The sequence below is a fragment of the Lacunimicrobium album genome (assembly GCF_052161635.1).
Classification (GTDB): Bacteria; Planctomycetota; Planctomycetia; order Planctomycetales; family Planctomycetaceae; genus SXPC01.
In genome coordinates this window covers 5,158,351-5,176,350 of record NZ_CP197413.1, presented here as the reverse complement: position 1 = coordinate 5,176,350, position 18,000 = coordinate 5,158,351, and the positions used below count along the sequence as shown (strand labels likewise).

At 54.2% G+C, this 18,000-nt stretch carries 16 protein-coding genes and 1 tRNA gene; 14 read left to right on the top strand and 3 right to left on the bottom strand.

Translation table 11 applies throughout. The annotated features are described in order from the left end of the window. Positions 1-9: 9 nt before the first annotated feature. Positions 10-804: a TrmH family RNA methyltransferase gene (rlmB, locus tag SH248x_RS20810; RefSeq protein WP_459556251.1), complete on the bottom strand. Its 795-nt coding sequence runs from the start codon at positions 802-804 to the stop codon at positions 10-12. A gap of 179 nt (positions 805-983) precedes the next feature. Here rlmB and map point away from each other — a divergent pair, with 179 nt between their 5' ends. From map to SH248x_RS20780, 6 genes are all read left to right on the top strand, one after another. Then, positions 984-1,793 (top strand): type I methionyl aminopeptidase, encoded by an 810-nt coding sequence (map, locus tag SH248x_RS20805; protein ID WP_459556250.1) that lies wholly within the window; start codon positions 984-986, stop codon positions 1,791-1,793. Positions 1,794-1,864: 71 nt separating this feature from the next. Continuing rightward, positions 1,865-2,668 (top strand): metallophosphoesterase family protein, encoded by an 804-nt coding sequence (locus SH248x_RS20800; RefSeq protein ID WP_459556249.1) that lies wholly within the window; start codon positions 1,865-1,867, stop codon positions 2,666-2,668. 196 nt (positions 2,669-2,864) lie between these two features. Continuing rightward, positions 2,865-2,937 (top strand) — tRNA-Lys (locus SH248x_RS20795). Positions 2,938-3,225: 288 nt separating this feature from the next. Beyond that, complete coding sequence (locus SH248x_RS20790) at positions 3,226-3,531, top strand: hypothetical protein (RefSeq protein WP_459556248.1); 306 nt, start codon at positions 3,226-3,228, stop codon at positions 3,529-3,531. Between the two features lie 105 nt (positions 3,532-3,636). Next, the gene (locus SH248x_RS20785; protein WP_459556247.1) at positions 3,637-4,038 is read left to right on the top strand and encodes a hypothetical protein; all 402 of its coding nucleotides are present in this window, start codon (positions 3,637-3,639) and stop codon (positions 4,036-4,038) included. A 316-nt stretch (positions 4,039-4,354) separates the two neighbouring features. Next, entirely contained in the window at positions 4,355-4,678 is a 324-nt protein-coding gene (locus SH248x_RS20780; protein ID WP_459556246.1) for a DUF6793 family protein, read from the top strand. Positions 4,679-4,921: 243 nt separating this feature from the next. Here the strand turns inward: SH248x_RS20780 and SH248x_RS20775 are convergent, their stop codons facing one another. Then, positions 4,922-6,871 (bottom strand): ATP-dependent helicase, encoded by a 1,950-nt coding sequence (locus tag SH248x_RS20775; protein ID WP_459556245.1) that lies wholly within the window; start codon positions 6,869-6,871, stop codon positions 4,922-4,924. A 247-nt stretch (positions 6,872-7,118) separates the two neighbouring features. On the opposite strand from SH248x_RS20775, the gene SH248x_RS20770 reads away from it, so the two are divergent. From SH248x_RS20770 to SH248x_RS20745, 6 genes are all read left to right on the top strand, one after another. Then, on the top strand, positions 7,119-9,794 hold the full coding sequence (locus SH248x_RS20770) for a chemotaxis protein CheW (RefSeq protein ID WP_459558630.1): 2,676 nt from the start codon (positions 7,119-7,121) through the stop codon (positions 9,792-9,794). 52 nt (positions 9,795-9,846) lie between these two features. Next, positions 9,847-10,323, top strand: coding sequence for a CheW domain-containing protein (locus SH248x_RS20765; RefSeq protein WP_459556244.1), 477 nt, complete (start codon positions 9,847-9,849; stop codon positions 10,321-10,323). Positions 10,324-10,485: 162 nt separating this feature from the next. Further along, complete coding sequence (locus tag SH248x_RS20760) at positions 10,486-12,087, top strand: methyl-accepting chemotaxis protein (RefSeq protein ID WP_459556243.1); 1,602 nt, start codon at positions 10,486-10,488, stop codon at positions 12,085-12,087. Between the two features lie 207 nt (positions 12,088-12,294). Further along, positions 12,295-13,404, top strand: a complete 1,110-nt coding sequence (gene cheB, locus SH248x_RS20755; RefSeq protein WP_459556242.1) for a chemotaxis-specific protein-glutamate methyltransferase CheB — start codon at positions 12,295-12,297, stop codon at positions 13,402-13,404. Beyond that, complete coding sequence (locus SH248x_RS20750) at positions 13,401-14,276, top strand: CheR family methyltransferase (protein WP_459556241.1); 876 nt, start codon at positions 13,401-13,403, stop codon at positions 14,274-14,276. The genes cheB and SH248x_RS20750 overlap by 4 nt, the downstream gene beginning before the upstream one ends. 225 nt (positions 14,277-14,501) lie before the next feature. Continuing rightward, positions 14,502-15,791, top strand: coding sequence for a putative sugar nucleotidyl transferase (locus SH248x_RS20745; RefSeq protein WP_459556240.1), 1,290 nt, complete (start codon positions 14,502-14,504; stop codon positions 15,789-15,791). Positions 15,792-15,950: 159 nt separating this feature from the next. Here the strand turns inward: SH248x_RS20745 and mntR are convergent, their stop codons facing one another. Further along, a complete protein-coding gene (mntR, locus tag SH248x_RS20740) occupies positions 15,951-16,370 on the bottom strand; it encodes a manganese-binding transcriptional regulator MntR (protein ID WP_459556239.1) in 420 nt (139 codons plus the stop codon). Positions 16,371-16,559: 189 nt separating this feature from the next. Here mntR and SH248x_RS20735 point away from each other — a divergent pair, with 189 nt between their 5' ends. Further along, positions 16,560-17,672 (top strand): DUF1559 family PulG-like putative transporter, encoded by a 1,113-nt coding sequence (locus SH248x_RS20735; protein WP_459556238.1) that lies wholly within the window; start codon positions 16,560-16,562, stop codon positions 17,670-17,672. Continuing rightward, entirely contained in the window at positions 17,662-17,967 is a 306-nt protein-coding gene (locus tag SH248x_RS20730) for a hypothetical protein (RefSeq protein ID WP_459556237.1), read from the top strand. Before SH248x_RS20735 ends, SH248x_RS20730 begins: the two co-directional genes overlap by 11 nt. Positions 17,968-18,000 lie beyond the last annotated feature (33 nt).

Sequence of the window (18,000 nt, the reverse complement as noted above, 5' to 3'; positions counted from 1 at the left end):
AGTTGATCGTCAGGCGAAGCCACGTTGTCGTTGGGCTTCGTAACAGATGATGCCAGCGGCGACGGCGGCGTTCAAGGATTCGACGGTTGAGGAGAGGGGAATCTTGACGATGGCATGGGCTTGGGAAATCAGGTCATCACTGAGGCCGTGGGCTTCGCTGCCGATCATGATGATGTGACGTGGGGCGAATGAGATTGTATTGAGAAGAGCAGCGCTCTTGTGGCCTGAGGTGGCGTAGATGGAGAGCTGCAGGGATTTGAGCTTCGTGAGTGATTCGCGAAGATCAGGGACACGGACGATGGGAATGTGATTGACGATGCCCGACGAGGCGCGGGCGGTCAGGCTGTTGACACCTGACTGGGAGTTCTGGCCAATGAGGATCGCGGCTGTACCGAGTCCTGCGGCGGAGCGGATGATGCCGCCGAAGTTGAAGGGGTCCTGGATGCGATCGAGCAGGAGAATGGAGCAGGATTGTTTGGTGGCGATCAGAGTTGTCAGGTCGTCGAAGGAGGCATAGGGAAAGGGAGCCATCTTGGCGATGAGGCCCTGGTGTTCGCTGGATTTGCACTGCTTTTCGAGAGACGATGAGTCGCTTTTCACGAGCATCGTTTTCAGCTTGAAAGCGAGCATCGTGAGTTCCTGGATGACGGAGGCGGGCAGGGAGTGATCGTAATGGAGTTCCCAGATTTTCCAGTGGCCGGCGCGCAGGGTTTCGAGGACGGTGTTCTTCCCCCAGATCCAGCAGCGCTGGTGGTTGTCGAGCAGTTCGAGTTTGGATTTCGATGGTGGCAGGGACGAGGGCATGTCGGGTATCTTCGCGTGAAGCGGGCAGGTTTGCAAACGAGCCGGTTGGTTCAAAGTTTCACGGTCAAATGACTCATGGCTCAGAGACGTTGAAAAAACGTGACAGCTGCTAGCGAATCGAGAATCCGATGTGTTATAAACGACGAGTTAAGACTACATCGTTTTGAGGTTGGAATCTCATGTCGCTTCGTACCTACCGTCGAAAGCAGTATCCCGTTTACACGAGCACCGAGCGGGAGGGGCTTCGCAGGGCAGGTCGATTCAACGCTCAGTTGATGGACTTCGTACGCGAGTTTGTCCGTCCGGGTGTTCGCACGATCGAGCTGGATCGACTGGTTCATGATTACACGCGCGATCATGGGCACATCCCTGCCTGCCTGGGATATAAAGGCTATCCCAATACGATCTGCACGAGCATCAACAATGTTGTTTGTCATGGGATTCCGAGCAATACGATTTTGCGGGACGGGGATATCGTCAACCTGGACCTGACGACGATCGTCGACGGGTGGTATGGCGATCAGTCTGAGACGTTCATGATTGGGGAAACCTCGACCGCTGCGAGGCGACTTGTTCAGACAACATTTGATGCTCTGTTCGTTGGCATACGAGCGATCAAGCCGTTTTGTTCGATCTATGAGATCAGCCGCGCGATTACCGATTTTGCCCATCCTCTGGGTTATTCGGTGGTACGAGATTACCAGGGACATGGGATAGGCCGAAAATTCCATCAGGAACCAGGAATTCCGCACTATCCCCACCAACATACGAAGAACCAAATCCTTCCTCCTGGGGTTTGTTTTACAGTGGAGCCGATGCTCAACGGTGGAACGCACCAAACGACTCTTGATCCAAGGGACGGTTGGACGGTGAGAACAGCAGATGGTATGCTGTCAGCTCAGTTTGAGCATACGATTTTGCTCACGGAGGACGGACCAGAGATCCTGACGTTGACTCAAGATGGCCCTCAGGAAGGGTGTCGCTTTTAGAGCGAATCGTTGAGATTGCGTCTGGATCACGTGCACGCCCAGCATCGGACGCGGGTAACAACGAGGGCGGAATGTTTTCGAGTGAGATTGAGGGGCCGGTCGCTGTCATTGGTGACCTGCATGGACAAGTTGATCAGCTCAGAGCAGTCCGCGAAAAGCTTCGCAACCTGCCTGATATCGGTGACCGCTGGATCGTTTTTATCGGAGACCTAGTTGATCGCGGGCCGGATCCGCGTGGCGGTGTGGAACTCGTCCTGGAGATGATGGATGAGTTCAAGAAAGTGACCTGTGTTGCTGGTAACCATGATTTCGGAATGGCTGCTGCGATGGGTCTGGTGGATACGCCCTCGTTTGCCAACTGGGCGGAACGCTGGGTTGACCATTACGACAGCGAGACGACATTTGCTTCGTATGGAGTTCCTCATGGAGACATGAAGGGACTGATTTCCGCAGTCCCTGAAGAACATGCGATGCTGCTGATGATCATGCCGTGGTGTGTTGAGCATCCGCGTTATCTGTTTGTGCATGCGGGGCTGGATCCTTACATGACATACGAGTCGCAGGTGCAGGCGTTGCGTCGACCGGACATGTCGGTCTCGCGACCGCCGTGGCTTTGCGAGCCGGCGTTTAGTGAGCAGGGTGCTCCGAGAGACTGCGTGAAGACGGTGGTTTCCGGTCACGTTCGTTTTCCGGAGGTCCAGTTTCGAGATCGGAAGATTCTTTGCGATACGACGGGCGGACTGTCGGGGGAATTGAGTTGCGTTTTGTTGCCTGAGAAGGAAGTCATCTCCTCAGGAATCCCGCGCGGAGCAGTGCCAGCCAGGAAATCAGCGTCTGATGCAGTGAAGTCGTCCTGGTGGAAGCGGTTTACTTGAGAATTCCGGAAGGAAATCGGGGCAGGATTTCTCTGTGTTTAATGTGACAAGATGTGCGTGTATCGTGACTTACGTCGCGAACCTTTTTCGAGGGAAGTTGTCTTTCGAGATGACGCCGAGGGTTGCAATTCAACCTTTTGTGCAATAATCTGTCACACTTCGCGTGACGGTCGTTTCGACGATCATCAGGTGAATTGACAGCGTAGCTCAGTCGGTAGAGCAACGGACTTTTAATCCGTTGGTCCTGGGTTCGAGTCCCAGCGCTGTCACTTTTTTGCTGCGCGTATGAGTTTCGATCGAGAATGCCCCGCTGCGGAATGAAGGTGAGTTAGGCTTTTTGCTCTTGGGCAATTTGGGGTCTAATTCCGGTTTCAACTTCATTTTCCCGGCGGGTTTCTTCTTGTGGCTCTGATGAAGCCGAGCCACTAAATGGGCGAAAAGACTATCGGACAAAGCATCCGCTAGTCCAGGAGATGGGAAACGGATGTCAAGCCGCGTGGACGCGGCTTTTTCTGACCAGGGAAGGGGCTAGAGGTCGGACATTGTGAAGGTGATGTATGACGGAGCTGCAGCCATTAATTCAACAATGGCTTGATACACGTGCAACTGGTGAATTGCTTCTCATCGGTGGCGGATCTGATGGATCGAAATTATCTGCGGCTGCAAACGTCCCAAGTTACGACACATTTCACCTGAAAAAACACGGAATCGTCTCTCGCTATCAAAGAAGTCCTGACCATCTGGACGCAATCGCCTTTTGTGTTGATCACCCGATTCGAGGTGTCGACCTCGATGCCGTCAACCGTGGTGACGTTACGCCGCCCCCTCGCGAAAGGTCAATTTTGAAAAAGCGAATTCAGTGAAGAGTGCAACTGTTTCGGGGTAAGCAGGAACGCGATGCCCCAACTTTTTCTTTCGAGCGACGGAGGAATGGAGCAACGTCGGTCAAATTTGAACGGAGTGATGAAATGATTTCATTGAGTCAGGAGCATGCAGAGCGAGGATGGTTTCCCGTTCGAGTCTTGAAGCCTTATCGACACGGCAATATTCAAGAGCAGCTGGATGCGGAAGTCTTTGCTTGGCTGGCCACAGTCCCCAGGGTCGGAGAGGAAATGCAGTTGTATGATTTGAGAGATGATGGGCCATGCTACATCGTCGATCGAGTTTTACACAACTCACGTCCTGATTCGATCGAAGAAGAGGCACGCGAGGATTACAAGCGTGCCGTCTCTCATATGGGACACTTGAGGTATGTCGCCACTATTTTTTTGGCATTACCTAAAGTTGAGCAGCAGAGCAGGGCCGCGGTCCCAGCAAAAAAGAAACGCCCTATTCGGGGTATTCGATCAATTGACCTCAGTGGTGGCTGAAGTCATTGAATGCTGACGAGAAGCGTGGGCACAATTCGCCCACGCTTCATTTTATTGTGGATCCCGAAGAGATACGGGAGCTTTCGAAACAACCAGGATCAGCTCTGAAGTTGCGAGCGATTCACTCTCAGTTGCAACGTCGATCACCTGTTCGACTTTCAGCACACCAATCTTGTCCGAATCTGCAAGTTTGTCGGTTCGCGAGTGAAGTCGAGGGTGGGTGAATTGTTCTGAGAATGTTTGATTGCGAGTTGAGGTGTGGACGGTATGATCGTGTTGGCTGCGGGGAAACTAGTCCATCGGAAAGGGGTGTTCGATGCCGCTGTTTGAAATTGAAACCAATGCACACATCATGATCGCCTGGGCCCAAACCGAGGAGGAGGCTCGTGGGCACGCCGCCGAGAATTATCCGGAGGAGGAGATTGTCCGGGTGCATAAGCGGCCACGCGATTTGTGGGTCATTTCGAAGCGGTTGCTGGGGCTGGATAGTCAGCAGGAGCCCTGTGATACGGCTCGTGATTGCTTAGCGAAGGCGAAGGGGGACAAGGTTCATGCGATTCGGCTGTATATGCTGGATACGGGGGTGGATTTGACGGAGGCGCAGAAGGCGATTGAGACGAATATGTCGTTGGGGTGGTAGGGGGGCTTGGCGAAAGTGCCTGTGGCGTTTAATGCAATGATCGCTGATTAGTGCCTATGCCCCACCCTCATCCGCCCTTCGGGCACCTTCTCCCCTCAAGGGAGAAGGGACGGGGGAATGGGGCCGTTGACGGTTTCAAGCGAATGTGGGCTTTACGAAATTCGCAGAGGTCCCTCATCCGACCTCGAAGACTCGGCCACCTTCTCCCCGGGGGAGAAGGGACATAGGAGAAGGGAGGAGGGGTTATTTGTCGCGGATTTCGTAGAGGAAGCGGGAGGGGACGGACTTTCGGGGTTTGCCCCATTTTTTGCGGGATTTGGCGAAGGTGAGGGTGAGCTGTTCCTGGGCTCTGGTGATGCCGACGTAGCAGAGGCGTCGTTCTTCGGCGATGTCTTCGTCGGTGGCTTCGACGCTGCGTTTGTGGGGGAGTAGGCCTTCTTCCATGCCGACCATGTAGACGTACGGGAACTCGAGGCCTTTGGCGGAGTGGAAGGTCATGAGTTTGACCTTGGTGTTGTCCTGGTGTTCTTCGTCTTTGCTGGAGAACTGGTCGCCGCTGAGTGAGAGTTCGTCGACGAGGTTGCGGAGGGTTGGCTTTTCCGGGCGAGCCTGGTATTCGCGGATCGATTCGATGAAGGTATCGACGATGTTCTGACGCGACTGAATCTGCTCGGGGGTCTTGAACTGCTTCTCGATAAAGGGGCGGTAGCCGATGTGGTCGACGAGGTTGGTGACGAAGTTCGCGCAGGAAGACGGGTCTTTTTTCAGGCCGTAGCGTGACTGGTCGAGGAAGTCTTTGAACTGGTCGATCGGGCCACGGGTTTTCTCGGGGAGCTGATTTTTGATGGCGGGATCCTGGTAGGCTTCCCAGAAGGAGACGTCCTTCTTGACGGCATGCTCCATGATTTTTTCGAGCGTGGATTCGCCGATGCCGCGGGCGGGGGTGTTGATGATGCGAAGGAGGGCGCGATCATCTTTTGGCGAGAGGATGGCTTTGAGGTAGGCGAGGAGGTCTTTGATCTCGCGGTGCTCGTAGAAGGATTGCGAGCCAATGATATCGTAGGGAATTTCTTTGCGGCGCAGTTCTGCTTCGAACAGGCGAGGCTGTTCGTTAGTGCGGAAAAGGATCGCGATGTCGCCGGGCTGGAGGCCCTTCTGTTTAATGAGGAAGGTGATCTCCATGACGACGCGTTCGGATTCTGCGACTTCGTCATCGAGGTCGAGAATGCGGACGGGGAGGGAGGACTCTTTATTGGCGCGGAGCGTCTTGGGGTGTCGGTGTCGGTTGTTTTTGACGAGTTTGTTGGCGGCTTCCAGGATGGGGGACGTGCAGCGGTAATTGTCTTCCAGGCGGATGACGGTGGCTGTCGGGTAATGTTTCTGAAACGAGAGGATGTGCTTGATATCGGCGCCACGCCAGGCATAGATTGACTGGTCATCATCCCCCACGACGCAGAGATTCTGGTGGGGTTTGGCGAGAGAGGAGATGACGTGGAACTGGAGGTTGTTGGTGTCCTGGTATTCGTCGACCTGGATGTGGGTGAAACGGTCCTGATGCTTTTTGAGGATCTCCTCGGAATCGCGGAAGAGCTGGCCGGTGAAGAGAAGGAGGTCGTCGAAGTCGATGAGGGCAGCGGCGCGGAAGCGTTTGAGGTATTTTTTGTAGGCGAGCGCGGCGAGGTATTCATGGTCGGAGGCGGCGGTCTCTCCTGCTCGGTCGGCAGCGAAGCCGGCGGTTTTCCATTTGCTGATCTGGTTGACGAGGTCGCCGGGCTTGAAGCTGGCTTGATCGATTTTGATTTCGCGCAGGACGTCTCGCGCGATGGATTCCTGATCGCCGCGGTCTGCGATCGAGAAGGAGGTGGGGTAGCCGAGGAGTTTGATATCGGCGCGGAGGATGTTCATGCAGAGGGCATGGAAGGTCGAGATCCAGGGCTTTTTTTCGAGGCGTTTGCCGAGGATGGCTGATGTCCGCTGCTGCATTTCGCGGGCGGCTTTGTTGGTGAAGGTCACGCAGAGGATGTTGTCTGGAGATGTGCGGTGACGAATCAGCTCAGCTGTGCGTTGGGTGATCACGCGGGTCTTGCCGGTGCCGGCGCCGGCGAGAATCAACAACGGGCCGGACAGTGTGGTGACTGCCTGTCGTTGAGCTTCATTGAGACGAGCGAGGTGTTGCGGTGGCGGGTGGCTCATGGTCGGCTGTCGAGCATCACGTCCGTGTGAGTTGTTATTCGTTGTAAGGATTACAGACGAGGTGTTCTGAACCTTCATTATCCTGATGTGTTCGACTGCATTTTCCTGAATGCTTTCCACTGCCATGCAGTCGCTCAAGGAGTCTTATAGCAAAGTCGATAGTCCTGTTGAAGGATAGGAAGTCCTCGAACGAGAATCGAATGCAACGTACATTGATTGGCAATCAGGCATCGAAAGCGGCGTGACGATGGAAGACGAGATTCTGCGAGACTTTCTGATCGAGAGCTGGGATAATCTGTCCCGCCTGGACGTGGAATTCGTACAGCTGGAGAAAGACCCTGGCAATAAAGAGCTTCTGTCCAGCATTTTCCGCACAATTCATACGATCAAAGGGACCTGCGGATTCATCAATCTCAAGCGTCTTGGGAAAGTGGCTCATGGTGCAGAAGAAGTCCTGGACTGTCTGCGGATGGGACAGATCGGTCTGACCAGCGATATCACATCGATCATTTTTGAAGCCGTCGATGTCATCAAGAACATTCTCAATCATATCGAGGCGACCGGTGAAGAGCCGGAGGGCAACGATACGAAGCTGATCAACAAGCTCGATCTGATTGCTCGACTGGCGAAAGAGACGTCGTCGATCAAAGGGACCTCTTCGGAGTCAAGTGTTGCACAGACGATCGTGACAACGATACAGCCAGTCGTCGAAATCGCGTCCGAAAGAGAATTTGTTCAGACGACACCTGCGGTCGTTGATTGTGTTGAGGCGAAGCCCGTGCCCATGGCAGAAGAATCACAATTCACAGATCCTCAGCCAACTGGCATTCACAATGAGCGCAGTGCCGCCGGCGATTCGGAGGGAATCCAGAAGTCGACGCCGGATATGTCGATCCGGGTGCGCGTTGATGTTCTCGACTCGCTGATGAATCTTGTTGGCGAACTGGTGCTGTCTCGCAACCAGTTGCTGCAGATGGTTCGCGATGATGAAGAAAGCCGTTATGCGTCGCCGATTCACCACCTGAACCGCATCACTGCGGATCTTCAGGAAGGGGTGATGAAGACGAGGATGCAGCCGATTGGGAATGCCTGGTCGAAGTTGCCTCGTCTGGTGCGCGATTTGTCATTGACGGTGGGCAAGCAGATCGAGCTGGAAATGATCGGTGCCGAGACCGAACTTGATCGAACGGTGCTCGATGCGATTAAAGATCCGCTGATTCACATTGTCCGCAATTCTGCTGACCATGGGATCGAATCGGCCGATGTGCGACGTGTCCATGGCAAGCCGTTGCATGGGAAGATCAAGCTGCATGCGTACCATGAAGGTGGTCACGTCATCATCAGCATTCAAGATGATGGCGCAGGGATCAATCGGACTCGAGTTCTGGAAAAAGCGATTCAGAACGGGATCGTCTCGGCGAATGATGCCCGACGATTGAGCGATAACGAGATTCTGTCGTTCATCTTTCACCCGGGATTCTCGACGGCGAAGACCGTCAGTTCGGTTTCTGGACGTGGCGTGGGGATGGATGTTGTCAAGACAGCGATTGAGCGGATCGGCGGGACGGTCGAGTTGCAGTCGATCGAGACCAAAGGAACGACGATCCGAATCAAGATCCCGCTCACGCTGGCGATCATCTCTGCCCTCATCATTGAAAGCGGCGGGCTGAACTTTGCGATTCCTCAACTGGGGATCGTCGAACTGGTTCGACTGCCTCGCGAAGAAGCGTCCAAGCTGGAACAAATCGCCAATCATCAGGTTCTGCGTCTGCGGGATCGATTGCTGCCGATTGTGTATCTGACGGATGCGCTGGGATTGTCACGACCACAGCGAGAAGATCAGGACATTAACATCGTCGTCGTGCAGGTGGGCGATGAGCAGATGGGGCTGATCGTTTCGGAAGTATTCGATACAGAAGAGATCGTCGTCAAACCGGTGGGTCGATTGCTCAAAGAGATCACGCTGTACCAGGGAACAACGATCCTGGGCAACGGGCAGGTGATCATGATTCTCGATGTCATGGGAATCGCGAGCCTGTATGGAAACTTCGCCTCCAGTTCACAGCTGCGTGGCGACTTCGAGCTGGCGAATCAGGAAACGCGAGAAAAGACGACGCTGCTGATCTTCCGCATTGGTCAGGATCAGCTGATGGCTGTGCCGCTCGCGCTGGTCTCACGACTGGAAGAGCTGGCCAGTCACCGGGTCGAGAAATGCGGCGAGCGTTATGTGATTCAGTATCGTAATTCCCTGCTGCCGTTAGTCAGTTCTTACGGACAGGGTGGGCAGGCACCGATGAGTTCGCAGATGATTATTGTCTTCTCAGAGGGGAGCCGCTCGATGGGGCTGCTGGTCGATGAGATTATGGACATTGTCGAAGAGCCTCTGGAGATTCACGTCGAATCGAGCCAGCCGGGTGTGATGGGATCGACGATCCTGGGCGGCAAGGCGATCAACCTGCTCGACACGTACTATTACATTACGCAGTCGCAACCGGACTGGTATCAGAAGCGGACTCCGCAGCAGCGAAGCCGGATCCTTGTTGTCGATCAGTCGATGTTCTTCCGACAGCTGCTCACGACGACGCTGGAATCGAAGAAGTATGCAGTCAGTTCAGTGGCAACGCCATCGGAAGCGCTGGAAAAACTCGAACATGGCTATCGTTGCGATTTGATCATATCGGATCTGAGTTTCGATTCGGAAACCGGTCTCGAGTTGATCGATGCTCTGCGAGAGAATGCCACGCTTTCTGACCTGCCGGTGATGATCATGACTGATCCTCAAAATCAGGATCAACGGATGGAAGTCATGGCCGCTGGGGCTCACTCGTTTGCGATCAAGTTCAATGCACGTACGCTCCTGGAAGAGGTCAGTGGCCTCCTGGGTCGGAACGTGACTCGTTCTCTGGAGGTCTCCTCATGTTGACCTTCGCTGAACGATGTCACTGTGATTCCACCCCCCTACGAGGAGCCTACCGATGACGACCGCGACTCCAGAACATGAATCCAACACGACCCGCCTGACTCAATCCCGAGGTGATGCGACGACTCAATACGTCACATTTTACATCGATCGGCAGCTGCTTGGGATTCCTGTCGAATATGTGCAGGAAGTTCTCAATCCCCAGACGGTTGCAGCTGCGCCTCGGGCCCGTCAGGAGATTGCAGGACTGATCAACCTGCGCGGGCAGATCGTCACGGCTGTTGATTTGCGGATTCGACTCAATCTTCCGCGGTTCGAGGGAGAGAGCATGAATGTCGTGATCACGGATCATCAGGAAGCATTCAGCCTGCTCGTCGATCAAGTCGGCGATGTGATTGATCTGGCGGATAGCGAAGTCATGTCTGTGCCGCCGACATTGAACCAGCACTGGAAGCAAATCACGAAAGGCGTTTCTCGTCTGGAAAAAGAGCTGCTGATCGTTTTAAACGTTCAGAATCTGCTGAGTTTCTAGACACAGTACGCCCTGGTGCATCCGTTTGAACGTCGAGTTCCTCTGGCTGCACGAAGTTACGTCTCCGCTGTTTGAAATTCTGATTTTTACCCACACACCGTTTCATGGTCAGCGAAAGCACGTCTGCTTTGCTGGCAGAGATTTTTACGAGGGATGATGACGATGTACGCCAGCAACAATACGACTGAAACGGTGGAGCCAAAGAATGTGACCGTTTCGTTTGATCATTTCTATGGGATGGTCAATCAGTCTCCTGTCATGCAGTTTTTGTCGGATGATCAGCAGCGAGTCGTGTTCTTGAATGCCAAGGGGCATGAGCTGCTCGAGAAGCTGCCTGCGAGTTTGTCGCTGAATCCGGCTTCGTTTGTCGGGAGCTCATTGTATCGGTTGCTTGGCAAGCTGCCTCAGCTGGAGCCTCTGCTGGGCGGTCGCGGGAATCAGCATGTTTCCTGCCAGTTCGGCGGGTTGAGCCTGGAGATGCATTCTTCGCCTCTGATGTCTTCAGAAGGTCAGCCGATTGGAACGGTCCATACCTGGCTGGAAGGCAAGGAGCAGATGATCGACACTGGGAACGGTAAGTCGATTCCCGTGAATGCGTTTCAGAACATGCTCGAAAATATTCCGATCAACGTGATCATGGCGAACCGCGAGTTCGAGATCGTTTATCTCAATCCTGCTTCGGTCAATCAGCTGAAAAAGATCGAGCATCTGCTGCCAACCAAGGTGGAACGCATCATTGGTCAGAAGATTGATATCTTCCACAAGCGCCCTGAAATGCAGCGGGGGATCGTCAATGATCCACGCAATCTGCCACACCGCGCGAAGATCAAAGTCGGGCCGGAAACACTCGATCTGCTGGTCTCAGCGATCTACGACAAAGACGGCCAGTTTATGGGTCCCATGGTCACCTGGAACGTCGTCAGTGATCGCGTTCAGATGGCTGATGACTTTGAGTCGACGATCCGAAATGTTGTTGACAGTGTGAAGACCTCTTCGATCAATATGCAGGATTCTTCCAAGAGCATGGCGACCTCGGCTGAGCAGACGGCTCGCCAGGCACAGGTTGTTGCAGCGGCCAGTGAGGAAGCGACTCGTAACGTCCAGACGGTGTCTTCCGCCGCTGAGGAACTCAGTGCCTCGATCAGCGAGATTGCCCGACACGTTCAGGATGCGTCTGAAATGACGTCATCTGCGGTGACTCAGGCACACAGCACCAATGAGACGATTCGAAAGCTGGGATCAGCCAGTCAGGAAATCGGACAGGTCATCAAGGTGATCACCTCGATTGCCCAGCAGACAAATTTGCTGGCCTTGAATGCGACGATCGAAGCTGCCCGAGCCGGAGAAGCTGGTAAAGGCTTTGCGGTTGTTGCCAATGAAGTCAAAGAACTCGCCCGTCAGACCGGACGTGCGACGGAGGAAATCAGTCAGAAGATCTCCGCCATTCAAAGTTCGACCGGGGTTGCTGTCAAAGCCATCGAATCCATCAGTGAGATGATTCGTCGTATTAACGAGATCTCGACGACGATCGCCGGGGCTGTGGAAGAGCAGAGTGCAGCGACGAGCGAAATCTCCCGCAACGTCTCGGAAGCCGCGATGGGGACAGCAGAAGTTACGAACAATATTTCGAGTGTTTCGCAAGCTGCGGATGCCAGTGGACATGATGCACATACCATTCTGGAAGCATCTGGCGAACTGACAGGACTGGCGAACAAACTTGATGAAGTCAGCAATGAGTTCCTGGCTCGCATGCGTGCGTTTTAAGGACAGACTTGCTGACGTCCGATGCGAATGAATCGCATCGTGATGTCATCATCGTCCTCATATGTGTCGCGGCCTGCGAATGACTCGACCTGGAAGTTCCAACCTGTTGGACTCCTCTCAGTTTTCCAAGCTCCTCCCAGGATCGCGACCTATCTTTGCGATGTGGAACCTTCTGACACACACCTGGTGAACTCTTCGAGACGTTTCATGAATAACAATACCATTCAAGTCATGGTCGTGGATGACTCCGTTGTCGTCCGCGGGCTGTTGACGAAAGCGTTGCAGACCGATCCGGGCATTATCGTCTCGGGATCAGCGGGGAATGGCAGCTCTGCGCTGTCCATTCTCAGGAAGCAAAGCTTTGATGCGGTGGTGATGGACGTCGAGATGCCGATTCTCGATGGCCTGGAAACGCTGAAGATTCTGCAGAAAGAATTTCCGAAGCTGCCGGTCATTATGGCGAGTACGCTGACGACTCGCGGGGCTGCGATTACGATCCAGGCGCTCGCCAATGGTGCGAGTGGTTGCATCGAGAAGCCTCAGGCCAGTAGTGCCAGTGAAGCCATGAAGATCGTAGCGGATCAATTGATTCCGCTGGTGAAGAGTCTTTGTCCTCAGAAGGCGAAAGCGTTGGTTGCAACGACGTCGCCATCAACGATTACTTCGGCTGGCAGTGTGACGCAGGCATCGTCTCGGGCCACTCGATTAGCGACGAACTTTTCGTCACTGCGGGCACAAGCGGTTGTGATTGGTTCGAGTACGGGCGGGCCTCAGGCGCTGTCGCGAGTTATGAAGGCGCTCTCGGAAAAGATGACGCTGCCGATTTTTATCGTGCAGCATATGCCGGCTGCGTTTACGCCGATGCTTGCAGAACACATCACACGCGATGCCCGTCGTCCGGCTCAGGAAGCCAAAGACGGGGAAGTCGTTCAGGCAGGGCGTATTTATATTGCGCCTGGCAATTATCACATGTATCTGGAAAAACGAGGGATGCAGGTACTCACACGTCTCAATCAGGCTGAGCAGGAGCACTACTGTCGGCCGTCCGTGAATCCACTCTATCGTTCTGCATCAGAAATTTACGGTAATCGACTGCTGGCTGTGATGCTGACGGGGATGGGAGAAGACGGGATCGAAGGGGCTCATGATCTCGTCGCCAAAGGTGGCTACATGATTGCTCAGGACGAGGCCAGCAGCGTGGTCTGGGGGATGCCCGGGACCATCGTGCGAGCTGACCTTGCTTCTGAAGTTCTTTCGATCGAAGAGATTCCACGCAAGATCAACCAACTGTGTCCGCAGGAAGTCTGTCACGTATGAAGCCCGTCAATTACGAATATATCGCCAAGTTTCTGCTCGACAGATCCGCCTTATCGCTGGGTGCAGGGAAAGACTATCTCCTGGATAGTCGACTCCTTCCACTGGCCAAAGGGATCAATCTGCCGGGTGTCGATGAGCTTGTCGAACTGTTGAAATCGAACCCGAATGGTGATCTGGCGACTTCGGTTGTCGAAGCCATGACGACGAACGAGACGTTGTTCTTCCGCGACTCGACGCCGTTTGAAGAGATGATCCAGACGTTTATTCCTGAGATTGTCAAGACGCGCCAGTCGACACGAACGCTGCGCATCTGGTGCGCAGCTTGCTCGACAGGACAGGAACCTTATTCCATCGCCATGATGCTGATGGAGAACTTCCCGACGTTGATCGCCAACTGGCAGATCGAGTTTCTGTGTACCGACATCGACAATCAGGTGCTCAAGCGGGCTCAGGATGGAATTTATAGTTCCTTTGAAGTTCAGCGCGGGCTGACTCCCGTTCTGCTCCGAAAGTATTTCGAGCAGCTCAACAGCAACCAATGGAAGATTCGCGAACCATTGCGTCAGATGATGACGTTCAAGCAATTGAATCTGTTGGCGGATTATGGTCCGATCGGGCTGTTTGACATCATTATGTGTCGCAACGTCCTGATCTATTTTGAGACAGATACGAAACGGAAGATTCTGGAACGTCTTTCAAGACATCTGGCGTCGCATGGCTGCCTGTTCCTGGGAGCCGCTGAGACGATCATCGGGATTACTCAGAAGTACCAGCGTGCAACCGGAACGCGTTCTGCCGTTTACCAGCATGCCAAGCCTGCCCCTCTGGTCAGTCCACAGGCCAAGCCGTTGACGCTGGGAAAAACGATCTGATATCTCGTCCGAACACAGGTCTGTTCGATATGTAGGGTGCTGGTGAGGCTTTGCGAACCGCACCAAAACGACATTCATTTGCACATTTGGTGCGGTTTGAAGACTCACCAGCACCCTGCAAGAGATTAGAAACCTTTGCCTCAGAAGCCATGTTGTTGAAAATGAGGTCGAGAGATTATGATGCGGCAGTGGCAAGAAAAGCTCATTGTGCGCATATAATTTCCCATGACTCACCTTCCTGACATCTCGCTGTTCTTTTTCGAGGACGAGGTCGCCGATCGGTTTGACCCGATTGCCTCTGTGCGGCCTGTCTTTGAACTGACCTGCGGACCGCTGAGTCTTCGGGAACGGGTGACGCGGTATCTCGGTGCCAGGCAGTGGGGAGTTTCCCTGCGTCCGCATTTGAGTGACGTCTATCAGCAGACTTATGCCGGTCAGGTGACGATGAGTCCGCACCGGATGCCCGATGGGCCAGTCCTGTGCCTCAATGGGCGTTATCTGCCCGATCTGAAATGGCTGTGTTCTCTGGGGACCGATCAGGCCGCGTGTTTTGGTGATCGGATTGTGGCCCTCTACCTGTCGGTCGACGAGATGCAGGAGTTCCGAGAGGCGGCTCGGGGGGAATTCCTGAAGGACTATCTGGAGCGACGTCGGCGTGTTCCTGCACGGGGGCGATTTCTTGACTATCCGTGGCAGTTAGTCGAATGGAATACACAACAGCTCAATGGTGATCTTCCGCTGCTGTTTCCCGAGGTGACGTCTCAATTGCCATGGACGATTGTTGATCTGGCCGGTCATCCGCTGACGATCCTGGGGCACCCGCAGCAGGTGGTGTTGCATAAGTCGACGCAGGTCGACCCGTTTGTTGTCTTCGATGCCCGCAAAGGTCCGATTGTTGTGGATGAACAGGTTCGCATTCAGTCGTTTTCGCGGATCGAAGGCCCCTGTTACATTGGCCCGTATACGCAGTTGTTTCATGCCAATATCCGGGAGGGGACGACGATCGGCCCGGTCTGCCGGATTGGGGGCGAGATCGAAGGGAGCATTCTGCATGGGTACGTCAACAAGTACCATGACGGGTTTCTAGGTCACAGCTACATCTGCCCGTGGGTGAATCTCGGCGCGATGACGACCAACAGCGATCTGAAGAACAATTATTCGACGATCAAGTTCCCCCTCGGCGATCAACTGGTCGAGACCAACAACACAAAACTTGGCAGCCTGATCGGCGATCATGCCAAAACCGCGATCGGGACGATGCTCAATACCGGGACGTCGGTCGGGGTGATGTCGATGATCCTGCCGGCGGATCGATTACCGCCGCGGAACATCCCTTCGTTCACGCATTGGTGGGATGGGGAATTGCGCGAGCCGCGAGATATGTCCGAACTCATCACGACAGCGGCAGCCGTCAAGGCGCGTCGTGGTCTGGAATTCACGAAGGCGGAAGAGAGTTTGTATCGGTTGCTTTATCATCGTTCGCAACACATGCGACAAAGCGTCGTCGGGCGGTAGTTAATGTTCCCGGAGCAAACCCAGGATTTCATCCTGGGCGGACAGATAGCGCCCCTTCAGGGCTAAGATGAAGATGTCAAAATCGACGTCTTGTTGTCGACATAGGTTGCAACGCGGGACAGCGGCTCGGACGGAGCCTCGCCCTCCCGGGGGCTGATCCTAGACCTTTTTCCGATTCTTCTGCATGGTGACTTCGGCCATACAGCGGAGGGTCTCCGGGGAGACGTGGTGTTCGATGCCTTCTGCGTCGAGGGCGGCCTGCTGTTCGGAAACGCCGATGGCTCGCAGGAAGTCGAGGACGATTTCGTGTCGCTGGCGGGCTTCGTCGGCGAGTTTCTGGCCGTCTTCGGTCAGCGTAATGGGAGCGTAGGGCTGAGTATCGACGTAGCCCTCTTTTTGGAGACGGGAAACAATCTTGGTGACGGTGACGTGGCTGACGCCGAACAAGGTTGCCAGGTCAACGACGCGGCATTTCCCCTGGCGCTGGATGACATCATGGATGCCTTCCACGTAGTCTTCAGCCGTCTCAGACGCATGGTCGTTGCGGGTGCGACGAAATGAGGTGGTCTGTTCCGACAAGATCCCTATGTCCTTCTATGATCTCAAGTATCAGTGTGACCGCATATTAACGAATGACATGTGAAAATCCTATTCAGGCTTCCTTTTCGTCTTGCAATGTAGCCGACGCTACGGTATTTGTAGTCGAGGCTACAATTTCCGTAGCTATTGCTACACATGACTGACTCTCCACCTGGAAAGGTTTTCAATATGACCACTGACTCCAAAACCCGTCAGATGACTCGTTACGGGTTCACGCTCATTGAATTACTTGTTGTCATTGCCATTATTGCGACGTTAGTGGCCATTCTGCTGCCCGCTGTTCAGCAGGCGCGCGAAGCGGCCCGTCGCTCGACCTGTAAAAACAACCTCAAGCAATTGGGGATCGCCCTCCATAACTATCATGATACACACAACGCACTTCCCTCGGCCTTTGTTTCGTACGGCACCAGCAATGGCGCCGCGCCTGCCTGGGCTCGGATGGATCCTCAAACCTGGGATGCTGCTCCCGGCTGGGGTTGGGGGACGATGATTCTGCCGTACATCGAACAGGCTGCGCTTTATGATGGCCTTTCTCTCAGCCAGCCGTGCTGGGATCCGGTCAACGCAAATCTCGTTCGATCCAAGTTGCCCGTCTTTCTTTGTCCATCGGTTTCTGGCTCTCATGATCCGTTTGTTGTGACGGATGCATCGGGTGCACCTCGACAGTTGAATAATGTCGATATCACCTTCGGCATCAGCCATTATGTCGGAAATCACGGGCAGGAATCTTGCTGGGACGAGGGGAGTGGCAGCGATCAGACGGCCTTGATTTTCACTGATATCGTCGCTGGGAATACCACAACGATCCAGGTGAATGGGGATGCCTCGAAAGTCTCTGATGGGGTCTTCACTCGAAACTCTCGCGTGCGTTTTTCCGATGTCAAAGATGGGTTGTCGAATACAATTTTCCTGGGGGAACATTCTTCCAAACTCAGCAACAAGACCTGGGTCGGTGCGGTTCCGGGTGCGTTTACGATTCCAAAACTGGGTGAGTATGCGGCTGGAATCGCGGGTTCTGTCAACAGCCCGGAATCGACAGCGACGATGCTCGTTGCTCACTCCGGACCTGCGGGTGGCGAGTTGGATATTCTCGGACTGCCGATCATTCACCCTGTCAACAGTCCGTTTCTGCACGTTTGCCAGATGTATTCCGAGCATCAAGGTGGTGGGCACATCATGCTCGGGGATGGGGCGGTCCGATTTGTCTCCGAGAACATCGATCTCTACCAGTTCGCCCGCATGTCGAGCATTTCGGAAGGGGAGGTGATCAGTGAATTCTAAACGAACTCTGATCGTCGTTCTCTTGCTGACGCTGGCGGTTTCCGGCTGCGGCTATCCCAAGATGAGTCCCGCAGCGATCGAGATGGCTCGGTCGCTTTACACGGTCTGCAATCAGAAACGCGAAAATTTTCTGACCGTTGCGGAAGAGAAGATCGCGAGTCTGAAAAGTGACGGGAGTCTGTCAGATTCCGAAGTCTCTTATTTGATCAATGTCATCACGATGGCCAGAGAGGGCCAGTGGGAGAAAGCAATGCTGGCGAGTCGCCAGATGATGGAAGATCAAGTGCCGCATTGAGTGAAAACTGATCGCTGAAGTGTGTCATCGCCG

Bases quoted from the DNA above. Each gene is read 5' to 3' on its own strand.
- rlmB (WP_459556251.1), bottom strand. From the start codon at position 804: ATGCCCTCGTCCCTGCCACCATCGAAATCCAAACTCGAACTGCTCGAC.
- map (WP_459556250.1), top strand. From the start codon at position 984: ATGTCGCTTCGTACCTACCGTCGAAAGCAGTATCCCGTTTACACGAGC.
- SH248x_RS20800 (WP_459556249.1), top strand. From the start codon at position 1,865: ATGTTTTCGAGTGAGATTGAGGGGCCGGTCGCTGTCATTGGTGACCTG.
- SH248x_RS20790 (WP_459556248.1), top strand. From the start codon at position 3,226: ATGACGGAGCTGCAGCCATTAATTCAACAATGGCTTGATACACGTGCA.
- SH248x_RS20785 (WP_459556247.1), top strand. From the start codon at position 3,637: ATGATTTCATTGAGTCAGGAGCATGCAGAGCGAGGATGGTTTCCCGTT.
- SH248x_RS20780 (WP_459556246.1), top strand. From the start codon at position 4,355: ATGCCGCTGTTTGAAATTGAAACCAATGCACACATCATGATCGCCTGG.
- SH248x_RS20775 (WP_459556245.1), bottom strand. From the start codon at position 6,871: ATGAGCCACCCGCCACCGCAACACCTCGCTCGTCTCAATGAAGCTCAA.
- SH248x_RS20770 (WP_459558630.1), top strand. From the start codon at position 7,119: ATGGAAGACGAGATTCTGCGAGACTTTCTGATCGAGAGCTGGGATAAT.
- SH248x_RS20765 (WP_459556244.1), top strand. From the start codon at position 9,847: ATGACGACCGCGACTCCAGAACATGAATCCAACACGACCCGCCTGACT.
- SH248x_RS20760 (WP_459556243.1), top strand. From the start codon at position 10,486: ATGTACGCCAGCAACAATACGACTGAAACGGTGGAGCCAAAGAATGTG.
- cheB (WP_459556242.1), top strand. From the start codon at position 12,295: ATGAATAACAATACCATTCAAGTCATGGTCGTGGATGACTCCGTTGTC.
- SH248x_RS20750 (WP_459556241.1), top strand. From the start codon at position 13,401: ATGAAGCCCGTCAATTACGAATATATCGCCAAGTTTCTGCTCGACAGA.
- SH248x_RS20745 (WP_459556240.1), top strand. From the start codon at position 14,502: ATGACTCACCTTCCTGACATCTCGCTGTTCTTTTTCGAGGACGAGGTC.
- SH248x_RS20735 (WP_459556238.1), top strand. From the start codon at position 16,560: ATGACCACTGACTCCAAAACCCGTCAGATGACTCGTTACGGGTTCACG.